The following is a 14365-nucleotide window of genomic DNA, read 5'->3' as shown; positions in this document are numbered from 1 at the left end:
GCTCCACGCTGAGACTCCGCTGCACGCGGGGACTTCGCTGCACACCGAGACATTTTGCCGAAATCTCGACAAAGCGTTTGAGCGAAACGATGCGTTGGATCCGAGGGCTTCAGCCAAGTCGGCGAACGTTTGCTTGGGTCTTGTCTGGGTGTCTGGTCTCGACCGCCTCGGTCAGCGTTGCTGACGATCCGTTGGCATTGACTGCCGCGGATGCCCAGGTGGCGTCGCTGCCCAGTGGCTTTTTTGCCGCGGCCGGATTCGCGATGATCAATGATGATGAAGTCGCTGACGCGGCGGAGGTTGCCGATGCGGCAAGCCAAGCGGAATCAGCGAACGCTGACGAAGCTCGCCGGCAACGTTTGCGGGACCTGCTTCGCAACGATGCGGAAACCGATCGGGCAGAAGCCAACAACGACAAGGACCGAATGTCGTTGCGGGATGAGATCATTGCCGACGCGAAAGAAGATGAAAAGGATGAGGGCGGCATGTTCTCGCAACCATTCATCAGCGAACGGTTGCCCGATGTCACCAACGGCCGCATCGAGTTGCCATCGCTGCGAGCGGTGTCGTTGGACAAGTCGTCGATTGGCAATGGTCGTTTGCCGGACGATTTTGACTCGCAAGAAGACGGGGTTGTGATCCCTCTTCCCGAGGAACCGTTTGCTCGTGGCATGGTCGCGGCCGGAGCGGTTTTGCCTTGGGCTGCACCGAACACGTATTCGCATCCGTTGTACTTCGAAGACCGAATGTTGGAACGACACGGTCACGAACGATGGGGATGCATGCAACCGATCGCCGCCGGGGCTCGGTTCTTCACGACGATTCCGATGCTGCCTTACCTGGCAACGATTCAGGAACCGTGTGACATCGTTTACAGCAAGGGCTATTTCCGAGCTGGATCATCGGCACCTTGCGTGATGCAGCGACCGCCGCTGGAACGGCGTGCTGTTGTGGTTGAAGCCGCCGCGATTGCGGGCGGAATCATCGCTCTGCCTTAGTGGCCGAGTGATTTGGTGAACGAAACTATCCGCCTCTGCGGCTGGGCACTGACAAGGATGTCGGTGCGAGCAGAGGGAACCATCCTGATATGGAATCGAGATTGCCATGGATCGGCAAACGTCTCTCTCTTTGCGCAAACAAACCCGTCGTCGTCGCTTGGCCTCATGGCTGGGCGTCGCGGTGGCGGCATCCACGCTGACCAGCGGATGCCATTGGGCGCAGAAAATCCCGGACGGTCCGCACGACACCAAGACGTCGTACCACGACCATTCGGCGATGCGGATCGAGTATCCCGAGGTGGCCCAGTGTGCCACGCCGGTTGTGTCGGCGGCGGTTTCCGCGGCTCAGCCCAACACGCTGGAAGACCCCGCGAATTTGCCCAGCGTCGAGCTGACGCTCGAACAAGCGGTTCAGCAGGCGTTGCGTTCCAGCCCGGTGCTGCGAACGATTGGTGGCACGGTGGTGAGTGCTCCAACATCCGCGACGACGGTCTTCACGCCAGGTCTGGCAAACGCCGATCCGCTGGGCGGTGTGGAAGCGGCACTGGCCAACTTTGATGCTCAGTACAGCCAATCGTTGTTCTGGAACAAAGTGGATCAGCCCCAGAACATCGCTTCGGCAGGTTTGGGAGCGGCATTCACACCGACCACCTCTCAAGCCACCCAAGCCACGTTCTCCAACGAACTGTCCAAACGCACCGCCACCGGTGCCCAGTTCGCTTTGCGGAGCAACATTGGTTACGACCGAAACAACCGACCATTTCGTCAGTTCCAAAGTGATTTCATTGGCTACCTCGAAGCGGAGTACCGTCAACCTTTGATGCGAGGTGCCGGGACAACTTACAACCGGATCGCGGGATCGGCTGGGGCCAACGGCGTGGTCGGCCAGTACAACGGAGTTTTGATCGCTCGGGTCAACGAAGACGTTGCCTTGGCTGATTTCGAGGCCGCGGTGATCCAGTTGGTTTCCGATGTGGAGCAAGCCTACTGGGACCTGACGACTTCGTACCGATTGTTGGAAGCGACCGCGAAGGGCCGGGAATCGGCGTTGCAAACGTTCCAGTACCAACAGGTGCGATTGGAAGTCGGCACGGGCCGGCGTGACGAGGAAGCTCAAGCTCGTTCGCAGTACTACCAATTCGAGGCTCAAGTCAAATCCGCTTTGGCGGGCGAGAACGGTTTGTACGCTCGCGAACAAGCCTTGCGTTATCTGATTGGCTTGCCTGCGACCGACGGTGCTTTGTTGCGTCCGACCACCGATCCACTCAACGCGAAAGTCGTGTTTGATTGGCAAAGTGCGTTGGGACAAGCGCTTGATCGCCGAGTCGAAGTGCGTCGCCAAAAGTACACGGTCAAACGCCGTGAAATGGAACTGCTGGCGTCGCGTTTGAACCGTCGACCGCAAATGGACTTCGTCGGCCAATACCGCTGGCGAGGTTTGGGGGACAACTTGATCGGACCTGGCGATCAAGGGCTCAACGACAACTTGGTCGATTCGATCACGGGCGGGAACTACCAGGAGTGGACCGCCGGCGTCGAGTTTTTGGCGCCGATCGGATTGCGTGCCGCCAGTTCCGCCGTGGCTCATGCCAAGCTGAACCTGCAACGTGAACGTGCCGTTCTGGCCGAAACCGAACTGCGGATCAGCCACGATTTGTCCGATGCGGCTCGTTCCATTGACCTGACATTTGAATTGGTGGAAACCAATTACAACCGCTACTTGGCGGATTTGCGTCAGGTGGAGGTGCTGCGTCGCCGCTATCGTGACGGGACCGACAACATCAACTTCTTGTTGCAAGCCCAGCGGCAGGTGGTCACCAGCGAATCGGAGTTCTACAGCTCGATCAGCGACTACAACCTGGCCATTCGAGATTTTCACCAAGAGAAGGGATCGTTGTTGGCTTACAACCAAGTCAACTTGACCGAGGGAGCCTGGTGCCCAGGTGCCGAACGCGATGCGTATGAGCTGGGACGATTCCTCGAACCACGTCGTCATCCCGAGAAGGTCTCCGCACCACGCCCATTGACGTCGGGGCAGTTTGATCCGACCGCGGTTCAGTCGACGATGGGAGCGACTTCGTACGAAGCCACGCAGCCTGCACCGGCAACGTCGGAAATCGCTCAGCCGGTGCCCATGGCCCAAGACGGCATGATCGAAGTTGAGGTCACGCCAAGCAATTGAGCTGGCGTCTCGATCGGACGATCAGGCGGCGCGTCGCTGGGGTGACTGCCTCGCCTGATTGGTCGTGGGATTGGTGCGTTGATCCGCCTTGCTTGAATCGGTGCTCCCCGATTCGTCGCGGTGCATCGCGTTGTCGCGTTTGAGTTTGACCATCGCGTGAGCGGCGTCGCCGATCATGACTTCCAGTCGATCGATGGTCGGAGGCTCGGCACCACGAAGGTATCGGCGGCCCGAATAGGTCGCCGCGTAGGCTTCCACCGCGGCATGCAACGTCGTGGCATCGGTTTTCGCGAGTGCATCGGTGGTCATGTAGCCGGCACCCACGAGCAGTTGGACTTCACGAGCCAACATGGATGGCAGTTGGCACATCAGCATCGTCTGGCAACGCCAGGCATGCAGCGTGGCCAACGTGATCCAGCGCGTGTCCAACCGACGTGTCATCATTGTCTCGTCGGCTTTCAAAAAATCGCCCACGCTGTGAATGCCGATGCCGGCAAACCGAGCGGCGGTCTTTTTGCCGATCGACGGTGCATCCACCAGCGGATCGGTCACCTGCAAGCGGACGTTGGCTTCGGTGCTGACAAACGGCAACAGGTTCGCTTCAGCGGTTTGAGATTGACGCTCGGTTTCTTCGGCGGCCAGCAAGGATTCGCGGGCGGCGGCCAATTTGGCCTTCGCTTGGCGGTACTCCTTTTCGCGATGGTAGATCACTCGCACCCGTTGCAGGACACGCACTTCGCTGGGCAGGTGTTGTTCCACGTCGCCGGTGCGTCGGAATTCATCGATCAGCATTTGGACCTTGGCACGCTCGGTTTGGTGCGTGATCCTTCGTAGCCACAATCGGTCGGGGACCCGGATGGTCGACAGCACCGTTGGCAGGGTCAGCCCCGCGGTGGGAATGGGACGACCGCTGCGTTGTTCGGCATCGAAGGCGGCTCGTTCGATGATTCTCGCCAGACCGGTCACTGACAGACCGATCAACTGAGAAATGATGCGGCGGGAAACTTCATTCAGACCGCGTTTGGAATCGGATTCCGACGCAGCCAAGTCAAAGTTGTCCAGCAGTGTTTGGTAGTGACTGTGGGCCAAGCGAGCGGATTGCAGGATCGCTTCGCCGAGCCAGCCAGGTTGGTCGGACAATTGGAAGACGATTCGTGTCGGATCCTGTTGCCACTGAGCAAACAGATCCGCGTAATTTTGGGTGATGCACCATTCGATAGGACGGTGCAGAACCTTTTCCATCGGTGTTTGTGCTGTGTGCAGCGGCTGGATCGGGTCGGTCACGTAGTGGCTGAGGACACCGGCGGCGTGGGCGGCGTCGTCAAAACGTGATTGGTGCAGGTACCGCTGCAGTCGGTCGTACCACTGGTGAGCGACGCGAGGTGCGCCGCCCCAGTAGCCGTCATCGACGTGAACCACGTGATTTTGAAAATCACGAAAACGCACGTCGGGATCTTTGGCGCCGCTGAAATAGCGGGTGTGATGCCGTCGCAATTGGGAAACCAAACGCTTCCCCGAATCGGTTTGAACCAATTCGGTCGCGTCCAGGGCGAAGTGATGATGGGTGCTACGACAGTGGGCAGCACGCAAAATCTGACAAAGCATTTGGCCTCGATCGTTCATCAGGCAGCGTTGGTTTTGTTGAGTGTTTGGCTCAAGGGATCCACGCCGTAGGCTGCCGCTTGGCGTGACAATCGTGTTCGGAAAGCCGCACCGACCGCGCTCGGAAGCGAGTCGTAGTGCAGCACTCGTTGCACAAACGTTTGGCGTCTCAGCGGACGGAATTCGCAGTGCCCCTTGGGAGGCGGCGTGCTGCCGTATTGAGATTGCAAACGAAACACGTGGTCTCGTTCAGCAATGGCGTGGTAGAGGTCGTACAGGCGATCGATCGACAACGTGGAGGTGTCGGTCAGGGGGCCGATTGCCATCGGAGCATCCTTGCAGCGGCGGAAGCGATTGGTCGGGAAACTTCGAAACGAAAAGTTCCGAATCTGCCTCAAGTTTCTCAAAGCAATGCGCTCGGTCACAAGATCGAAAGTGCATAAATCTGGATTGGGACGACCTGAATTGCCATAACCGTCAAGGTCAACCAACGTTGTTCAACGAACTCGTCTTTCTAGCCGGATTCGCATTCGTTCGAGGCTCGGTTATGCCGAACATTACGACTAGCCGGCGTGGTCAACCGAGTGGAGGACCCGACGCTATGGCCGAGACGGACAGACGGGGGGAAATGTCGTGGTGTGGGATTGCGGCACGGAGACCCGAATGCATGTTTCTTGCGATTGAAAATGAGAACGGCGGGACAGCGTATGGGCACGTTGCTCCGCCGTTTTCTTTTGATTGCCACCCAAATCGGCTTTCTTCGCAGGCGGCTCCCTTTCTGGGGCCCGGCGAGCCCTCCTGACCGGAATCGCTGTCCGGTCCCGCAGACTTCTCGCGGATTCTGGATGCCCCCCGTGTTCAATGATCGTGGGCTCTGATTACCATCCCCCACATGAATGCAACACCCACCAAGCAAAAATCACCGGACCGGACCAACGTTGCCATCATCGGAATGGGAACTGTCGGTGCCGGAGTCGCCCAATTGTTGATCGATCACGGCGATCGAACCGCTCGGCACGCAGGCAAAACGATTTGGCTGTCCAAGGCCGTCGTCCGCGATCTCAGCAAACCCCGCGGCATCGAGCTGCCCGAAGGCGTCCTGACCGATTCGATCGACGATGTTCTGAACGACCCTGAAATCGACGTCGTCATCCAATTGATGGGCGGGCTGTCCCCGGCTCGCGAAGTCATGCTGCGGGCGATGGAAGCCGGCAAGGACATCGTCACCGCCAACAAAGCCTTGCTGGCCGAACATGGTGCTGAATTGTTCACGCGAGCACGCGAACTGGGACGCAGCATCGCGTTTGAAGCTGCCGTCGCTGGTGGGATTCCGATCATCGCGAATATCAGCCAGTGTTTGTCGGCCAACCAAATTGAATCGCTCGAAGGCATTCTCAACGGAACCAGCAACTTCATCGTCTCGCAAATGGACGAAAAGGGGGCCGGCTACGACGAGACCGTCAAACGGGCTCAGGAGTTGGGCTACGCCGAAGCCGATCCTGCGATGGATGTCGACGGCACCGACGCAGCCCAAAAATTAGCGATCCTGTCGCACTTGGCTTTTGGAGCCACCGTGGATTGGCGGGACATCCCTCGCCAGGGCATCGATGGGCTGGATCCAGCCGATCTGGTTTACGCTCGCCAGCTCGGGTACCGAATCAAATTGCTGGCGACGGCTCGCTTGGTCGATGGCGAACTGGAATTGTCCGTTGCACCGACGTTGGTCGCCATCGGCACCCCGATGGCCGAAGTCCGCGACGCCTTCAATGCCATTCGCGTGGTGGGTGATGCGGTTGGACCCGTCTTCTATCACGGTCTGGGGGCAGGGCAGATGCCGACGGCGTCCGCTGTCGTCGCCGATGTCATCGACACTGCCGTGGGACGCACCCCGATCACGTTTGAAACCCTCGAGTACTTTTCGGCCGAGCGTCCTCCTCGAACGGCTCAGCGAGATGTCGATCGGCTGCGAGGCCGGTACTACTTGCGATTGCGAGTGGCCAACGACCCAGGAACTCTGGCCGCGATCGCCGGCGTCTTGTCCAACCAATCGATTTCCATCGCTTCGGTCATCCAGCACGAACCGAAATCGAAGGATGAAGCGAGTTCGTCGGACAACACCGTGCCGTTGGTGATCATGACTCACGAAGCCAGCGAAGGCGCTGCTTCACGAGCGACCACCGACATCGAAGCTCTGCCCGCCATCAGCGGCAGCGTCGTCCGAATGCCCGTCCGAGCCTGACTCGTTGGCGTTGCCGGGAGTCTGGCGAGAGCATCCGCCAGACACCATTTCAGGAGTTCGGACGGCATTTTGAAATGCGGGTCTCGCAACCTCTGGCAAACCTTGCCCGTTGAAAGAGGTCGTGCAGGTTAGCTTCACCCTCCCTTCGGACGTTCGAAAAATAAATGGCGGCTAGCGTCTGGGTTTCGCCCCGGATGGGGCCGTCGTGGGAGTTGGGGGCGTCCCTTGCTCACGCTTCGGGTTGTGATTGGTGGTCTTGGCCGACTCTGACGGGGCAAGAGTGCCCGTCCTACATTCGTTGAAACGTCGTTGAGGACTGAGTCGACAAGCCGTCACCATTGACGCTCTGATTGCGGATGCCAATTTTATTCCTGGATTGCACCTTGAGAGACGCTTGGCAATACGGCACCAAAAACGGCATGACTTCTAAGTCCACCGGGGCCAATGACTTTTGCCGGAATCGGACGTCCGGCTTCCCCAAAAACGCCACTGCCCAGCGAATGCAATTTGCACTTTGAAATTGTCAATTGAACTTTTTCAATCGCTCACACGCGATTCTGACACACTCTGCCCATCCCGCGTTGTGAATCGTCCAGGACAGAACATTAGCGTCCTGAAGTTTTGAGATCGTCCAGGCGGAGCCAAAAAGACAGGGCGGCTCGGTCGTCCCAATGTTCATCCACCCTACAATGACGACGATTTGTTTTTTTGACCCTCGAGAAAGCACGCGCCGGTCCAGGCTCGCTTTCGACCTTTGGTGGATTCCATGATGAACGGTTCCCGATCCGGCTTGGTGCTGCTGGCTTGCACGCTGATCCCCGCGATGAACTCAATGCAAACGGCGACTGCGGAGGACGCGTGGACCGGTTGGCTGGGGCCGCAGCGGAACGGCTGGGTGGCCGATTTTTCGCCCCCCGAGTCGTGGCCCGAGGAACTGTCTCCGGCATGGAAGATCGAAGTCGGCGAAGGTTACGGGACGCCCTTGGTCAGCGGCGACCGAGTCTACCAGCACGCTCGTCAGGGCGATCTGGAAGTGCTCGCGTGCTTCGACCTCTCGTCGGGGGACGAGATTTGGAAACGGTCTTGGCCGGTGCCCTTTGAAATCGGTGGTGGCGGCGAGCGGCACGGGGCAGGGCCCAAATCCAATCCCGTGATGGCGGACGGTCGTCTCTTCACCGCCAGCATCAATGGCGTCGTAACGGCCTGGGATGCGGAATCGGGCGATCAAATCTGGCAACGTGACGAACGACAGCGATTTTCAATCAATCATCCAAAGTGGGGCGCCAGTTGCTCACCCGTCGTGGATGGGAATCGTCTGCTGATTCATTTGGGGAATGACGAAACCGGTGCCTTGTATGCCTTTGATGTTGCCTCGGGGGAAACGCTTTGGTCGCAGGGTGACAAGCCGATTTCGTACTCGTCCCCGTTGGTGGTGGAGCTGCACGGCGTTCGCCAAGTCATCGACTGGAATCGTGACGACGTTGCCGGCGTCGATGTCGAGACCGGGGAATGGCTGTGGTCGTATTCGTTGAAGCATGTCGACCCGGACCAGAATTCGCCGACGCCAGTCCAGCACCGCGACACGATCATCATCGGTGCCGAGAACCGTGGGATTCGCTCGTTGCGTCCAACCAAGACAGACGATGGATGGAAGGTGGAGGAGGCCTGGGTGCTGGAAGACTTGGCAATGAACATGTCGACCGCGGTGATGAATGACGGTCGCCTGTTTGGTTTGTCTCACTACGACAGCGGCCGTTTGTTCTGCATCAGCCCTGACGACGGGAGCATCCTTTGGCAAGGCCGGCCGCGGCTGGGTGATCACGCCACGTTCTTGGCGATTCCCGGCCACGTGATCACGCTGACCGACAGTGGCGAATTGCGTGTCATTGATGCGGCCGCGGATGAATACCAAGTCAAGGCGACCTACTCGGTGTCCGATTCACCGACATGGGCGGCTCCCGTGTTGGGGACCAAGTACTTGCTGATCAAAGATCGCGAGCACCTCACTCGCTGGAATTGGTGAGGCGCTGCGATCTTGGTCAATGGATTTGCCAAGCAGCAATGCTGGCTCTTACTTTGCCGCCGGTTGTAGCGTCGGCACCTTGATCACGTACTGCGTGACGACCGAGTTGTCTTGCACGTACGTGGCATGAGTGTAAGAGGGAATCTGCCTTAGCAAATCAATCGCGATGGCGACCAGTTCGGCCGTTTCTTCCATGTTCGGCGTGTTGCTTGGCTCTGCATCCAAACCAGGTGGCCCTTGGTTGCGATTGATTTGCCTCACCATTGGCATCACATCCTTCATCCAGGCTTGCGCGGCGTCCGCAAATTGCAGGAGATCGATGTGTCCCGCCGCGATCAAAGGTCGGTTGAGATCGTTCAGAGGTGGTGGGAACGAGGGCGAGTTCGCTTGGACGAAGTTGGTGGCTTGTCCTTGAAACAAGGTGTAGACCGCCCAGTCAGAAGTGAGCGCCAGCCCAGGTGAAAACTGAGGGTCGGCACCGAGCATTGGAACGCCGGGCACCTGCAGGTAGACGCCGCCGGGAATCGCTGATTCCGTCGCCTCGGGCAACCCTTGTCCGGGCGGCAGACCCATCAACGGACCAAACGCCGCAAACAACGGATTGATGGTGTCAAAATAGCGACGCCAGGCACGGCGATGTCGTTCGGCATCATTGAGCTCGTAGACGAGTGCAGGGGCGGGGAACGGCAAGGCGTCCGCGGACGGTGGGACGATGGGATGCCACTGTCGGCTTCGCTGCTCAAAGTCGAGCACAAAGGCTGCTTCCTTGCCCACCGACGGCAGGAGATCGTCTTTGGTGGCCAAGAACAATTCCGAGAGTCCGGCTGCAATCGCAGGGTCCATTTCGCTGGTCGGCGAAGCGCCCCCAGACTCGGCAGCGAGATCCATGGCCTGCTTGGCTCGCTCTTGGATCCGGTTCAACCATTTGTCCAGCGTCCCATCGTCGTCCCAGTCCGCTGCTGCACTGAACAGCGCCGGGTTCTCTCCGATGTGTTGCAACGATTTCAGAGGCTGAGCTTGGACGCGGATCGGGTTGGTGTGATGATGATATTGATAGCCAGCAATTCCACCCTTGAAAAAGAACGCAAACGTCAGTTCCTCGCCCAGGGGATTGTAAAGCCGGTTCAAATCCGCCAGCAGCATCTCAGCATCTTCATGGAGGTTGGCCAGCAACGGTTGGTAGGAAAGCGGATCCAGTTCGGAATCCGAAAGCATCTTCTCAGCGAAGGTTGGAATGAGTTGCAGGTACATGGACCATTGTGTGACCCAAGACGTTTGCTGTTTCAGCGTGCTGGTTTGATAGCCCACTCCCGAGAAGGCTTTGCCGCGATTTTCCAGCAAAGGCTGGAAGACATCGCGTCGGTAAAGAGGTCGCTCCACTTTGGCTGGGGCAACCACCTCACGATCGTGACCCACCGACGCATACAAGTAGCCGTCTGCAAACCCAATGCTGAGGACCACTGATTTACCAGCAGTGCGCTCGCGGATTGTGGCGAATCGCTCTTCCAGTTCAGCGATCTCTTCAGGTTCGGCGTCGACGCTCATTCGCTGGATTGCCGCATCCCACGGGAAGTCATCTCCGGTCAGTTGCATCACCCACCTTTCATCGGCCTGGCCCACGTTCTGGTGGTCCAGCGAATCCAGGATGTATTGGTTTTCGGCCTCGGAGAGTTGCAGCAACTCATTCCGAAACTTTTCTTCCAGCATGTTCAGAAGTTCTCTGGTTCGCTGCTGCTCGGGCGCTCCCGACATTTTAGCCCCTGCCACAATGCGAGGGATTTGCAGGCTGTCGAGGAAGTCCTTGTTCTCGGGTGAATCCGTCAGGGAGTTGAAGGGCTCAAGTTCGTCTGAACTCGCATCCCGATCAAGGTCGATCTCTGATAGTTGCTCCGACATCATCCTGTTGAAGGCAGCATATTGTTCGGCGAGGCTTTTGTCGGCAAACACGAAGACTTCACGCGAAGCCAGGTCCGCAATCGTGGGCAGGTAGGCTTGCCCTTCTTCACTGCTCCAAAACTCATAGGAGGAGCGAACCCAGGCGGGTGTGTCGGCGCCATCGAGATCGTTTTGGATGTCCGACAGGATTTTGTCACGAGCATCCGCGATGCCGCGTTGAACCACTGGCATCGCCAGCAATCGTTGAACCGTCGCGTTTTCAGCGACCGCATCCCACTTCAGGCGATTGTTCAGCAAAGCGTAGTAGAACGACGCGTCCTCCGAAGCGAATTGCAGCGACGGCGGCAGTCCCACTTGGATTGACGGGGCAGTGGATTGGGCGTGCGCGGCAGTGCCGTTGACGCTTGTGAACAAGGCGACCGCGAGCAACGCGATGCGAGAGCACTTCGGGAGAAGCATGTTGGACGACCTGGGAAGGGGGTGCGGAGTACTTCGGCGGAAGAACCAAATCCTAATTCAAAACCCTTGCCGCCGCAGACCGCTGGAGCGAAAGATCGCGAGCGGGCAGTTGATGGGTATCCACCTTGCGTTTGGGACTACGAACGACCTGACGCGGACTTTGAGCGGGTCGGCAGGAATGATCAACCACAACCATGTGAGCCGTTTGGGCGTTCGCCCCGGTTGTGCGTGAAAACCGTGGCTAACGCCAACGGCTCACATACCCGATGACACCTGCGTACCTGCTTAGCGACGCACAATCAATTCCTGGCGTAGTGGATGAGGCCACGAATCCCCATGCACGGGACTCGTAGCCTCGGCCACTACGAAACCCGCCACTTATTCATCGTGCGTGGCTTACCGGAGGTGTCAGTGCGCTCACTGTCCTCGTTTCCAAAGGGCGGAGCCCCGGTAGGAGGTGCCGACTTGATAGCGAGCGTTGGGCGTGAAGGCTTGATCCATCAGCTCGCCAATCCGTTTCACGATTTTCGGATGGGCATCCGCGACGTCTGTTGTTTCACTCAGGTCGTTGGCAAGGTTGTAAAGTTCGAGGACATCACCGTTCTTCTTGGAACGGATTCCTTTCCAATCGCCCCACCGGACCGCCTGGGCATATTGGTTGCCGCGGCAGTGGCCATAGTCCCAGTAGAGCACGCGTTGCTGGTTGTTGATCGAGCCACCTTTCAGGGCGTCCAGCACCGAGATGCCATCCAGATCGGGCGGGATCGTGGTGCCGGCGAGTTGGGCAAAGGTGGGGAGCATGTCTTGGAACGCGATCACTTGATCACTGGTGCGGCCAGCGGGGGCGACGCCGGGCCAACGGGCGATGAAGGGGACCCGGATTCCGCCTTCGGTGAGGTCGCGTTTGTACCCGCGCAAGAGGCCGTTGGTGTCAAAGCGTTCGTGGATGGTTCGATGGCCCCCATTGTCACTTGAGAAGATGATCAGAGTGTTTTCGCGAAGACCCAGGTCATCGATGAGTTGGGTGATCTTTCCCACGTCTTGATCAAGCATGTGGACCATGGCCGCGTATTTTTTAGACGCCAGATCCCAATCACGATCAGCATAAGGTTCGGTCGTTGGGACAGTGAATCCATCTGGGTCTTCGGTTCTCGCTGAAAAATGCGGGAGAGCATAAGCACCGTAGAAGAAAAACGGAGCGTCCTTTGATTCGCGAATGAAGTTGAGTGCTCGTTCGGTGAGCAGATCATGGGAGTAGTGTTCGCGCGATTCGGTGTTCCCGGTCAACTCCAGCCGTTGTTCGTCATCATCGAGGTACTCCGGGTAATAGTAGTGGGCGTGATCCTGGTTGAGATAACCAAACCAACGGTCGAAACCCTGCGCGGTGGCCCGGCCCTCGGTGTCGGCATCTCCGAGGGACCATTTGCCAACACCGCCGCATCGGTAGCCGGCCTTTTGCAGCACTTCCGCAAGAGTCAGGTCGGAATCATGCAAGTACGTGTGATAGTGCGGGACGTTGTCACGAGCGACGGTGTGGCCGTTGTGCAGACCCGTCATCAGGACACTGCGTGCGGCAGTGCAGACGGGCCCGCCAGAATAGGCCTGGGTGAAACGGAGGCCTTCGTCAGCGAGTCGGTCCAGGTTGGGTGTTCGGATCGTGGTCCCACCATAGGATCCAAGGTCTCCATAGCCCAGGTCGTCCGCCAGGAGGAACACGATGTTCGGGCGGGGATCCGCCGCGAATCCTCGACCGCTGAAGGCCAACAGCACTAGCAGCGAACAAACGGTTCGCCCAATCGAAATGCGGGCGATGTTCATAGCTTGCTCGGGTCGACGACCGCGTGTTTGACGCCTTCCCGATTGTACGTGTAGACCATGTTGAGCATCCCGTCGGAGGTTTGGATGATGGCCGGGTAGCTGTACTCACCGAAGTGCCGTCGGCGATCCGCGTCCTTGGGGTGAGGTCCGGTTTCATTTTCCAGCGTCAGGACAGGATCCCACGTTTTGCCATCGGACGAAATCGCCAAATTCAGAATCCGGCGAGGCTTCAAGTCCGGGGCGTCTTTTCGTCTCACGATGCCTTCGGAGTGGTTGTAGATCAAGACTTGTCGTCCGTCTTGAAGTGTCACCGCATCGGTGCCGGAGTTGGGATTGGGCAGTTCGGTGGCGGTGAGTGTGCTCCAGGTTTTTCCGCCGTCCTTGGACCAGCTTTCGACAATGCGTTTCTCTTTGCTGCGGCAAAGGATCTGCAGACGGTTGTCGGGATAGGTCAAGATGCTGGGCTGAATCGCATGGAAGGTTTCCCCGGTCTGGATCGGCCCGATGACCTCCCAAGTCTTGCCGAGATCCTTGGTGACTTCGAAGTGAACCCGCCAGTGGGAGGATCCATCCGCGTACTCGATTTCGGTGCTCGATGGACACAGAATTGTTCCATCGGCGAGCTCAATCGGCTTGTTTTTGACTGGCCCAAGGAGGTGGCCGATCGTGTGGGCTTCGCCCAGTTTCGTTGGCCACGACCAGGTTTTGCCGCCGTCTTCGGACGTCGTTAGCATGCCCCACCATTCCCGTGGATTGGGGCCAACTTTGTAGAACAACATCAACGGGCCTTCGGTGGGCTGAAACAGCACCGGGTTCCAAGTGGGATAGCGGAGCGTCGATGACTGGACTCCGTTGACGACCTCGGCCGGTTCAGTCCATTGGCCGTTTTCGTTGCGAGAGACGCGAATGCCGACATCGGCGTCACGCTCCCGAGTGCCCGCGAACCAAGCCGCGACCAGACCGGTTGGAGTCTCGACGAGGGTGGACGCATGGCTCTCTTTGGTGGGCTTGTCGGTCAGGTCGAAGATCTGTTGCGACGAAACCAACGCACCATCACTCGCGACGGCGACAGCAGGAAGTTCTTCTGCCTGGATGGAAATGGTCAGGGTGAGTGCCAAGAAGACCGCAAGTGATACTTTCATGATGCT

9 protein-coding genes are annotated in these 14365 nt (G+C 58.4%); 4 read left to right on the top strand and 5 right to left on the bottom strand.

The features are described 5' to 3' along the window. The first annotated feature begins 89 nt into the window (after positions 1–89). Positions 90–998, top strand: coding sequence for a hypothetical protein (locus tag RISK_RS18550; RefSeq protein ID WP_236696433.1), 909 nt, complete (start codon positions 90–92; stop codon positions 996–998). A 106-nt stretch (positions 999–1104) separates the two neighbouring features. Next, positions 1105–3180: a TolC family protein gene (locus RISK_RS18545; protein ID WP_047815815.1), complete on the top strand. Its 2076-nt coding sequence runs from the start codon at positions 1105–1107 to the stop codon at positions 3178–3180. Positions 3181–3201: 21 nt separating this feature from the next. Here RISK_RS18545 and RISK_RS18540 read toward each other — a convergent pair whose 3' ends face one another. Both RISK_RS18540 and RISK_RS18535 read right to left on the bottom strand, forming a co-directional pair. Beyond that, positions 3202–4803: a DUF4332 domain-containing protein gene (locus tag RISK_RS18540; RefSeq protein WP_047815814.1), complete on the bottom strand. Its 1602-nt coding sequence runs from the start codon at positions 4801–4803 to the stop codon at positions 3202–3204. After that, positions 4803–5108 carry a hypothetical protein gene (locus RISK_RS18535; protein ID WP_236696432.1) on the bottom strand — a complete coding sequence of 102 codons (306 nt, stop codon included), beginning with the start codon at positions 5106–5108 and terminating at the stop codon, positions 4803–4805. The genes RISK_RS18540 and RISK_RS18535 overlap by 1 nt, the downstream gene beginning before the upstream one ends. A gap of 566 nt (positions 5109–5674) precedes the next feature. Here RISK_RS18535 and RISK_RS18530 point away from each other — a divergent pair. Beyond that, positions 5675–7021 (top strand): homoserine dehydrogenase, encoded by a 1347-nt coding sequence (locus RISK_RS18530; protein ID WP_047815812.1) that lies wholly within the window; start codon positions 5675–5677, stop codon positions 7019–7021. Between the two features lie 766 nt (positions 7022–7787). Beyond that, on the top strand, positions 7788–9044 hold the full coding sequence (locus tag RISK_RS18520) for a PQQ-binding-like beta-propeller repeat protein (RefSeq protein WP_047815810.1): 1257 nt from the start codon (positions 7788–7790) through the stop codon (positions 9042–9044). 48 nt (positions 9045–9092) lie between these two features. On the opposite strand, the gene RISK_RS18515 is transcribed toward RISK_RS18520, so the two are convergent. From RISK_RS18515 to RISK_RS18505, 3 genes are all read right to left on the bottom strand, one after another. Next, positions 9093–11399 (bottom strand): hypothetical protein, encoded by a 2307-nt coding sequence (locus RISK_RS18515; protein WP_047815809.1) that lies wholly within the window; start codon positions 11397–11399, stop codon positions 9093–9095. Positions 11400–11816: 417 nt separating this feature from the next. Next, positions 11817–13217 carry an arylsulfatase gene (locus RISK_RS18510; RefSeq protein WP_047815808.1) on the bottom strand — a complete coding sequence of 467 codons (1401 nt, stop codon included), beginning with the start codon at positions 13215–13217 and terminating at the stop codon, positions 11817–11819. Further along, positions 13214–14359: a sialidase family protein gene (locus RISK_RS18505; protein WP_047815807.1), complete on the bottom strand. Its 1146-nt coding sequence runs from the start codon at positions 14357–14359 to the stop codon at positions 13214–13216. The genes RISK_RS18510 and RISK_RS18505 overlap by 4 nt, the downstream gene beginning before the upstream one ends. Positions 14360–14365: the final 6 nt, after the last annotated feature.

This window comes from Rhodopirellula islandica (assembly GCF_001027925.1).
In the GTDB taxonomy this organism is placed as follows: Bacteria; Planctomycetota; Planctomycetia; order Pirellulales; family Pirellulaceae; genus Rhodopirellula; species Rhodopirellula islandica.
This window is presented reverse-complemented; position numbering and strand designations above follow the sequence as displayed.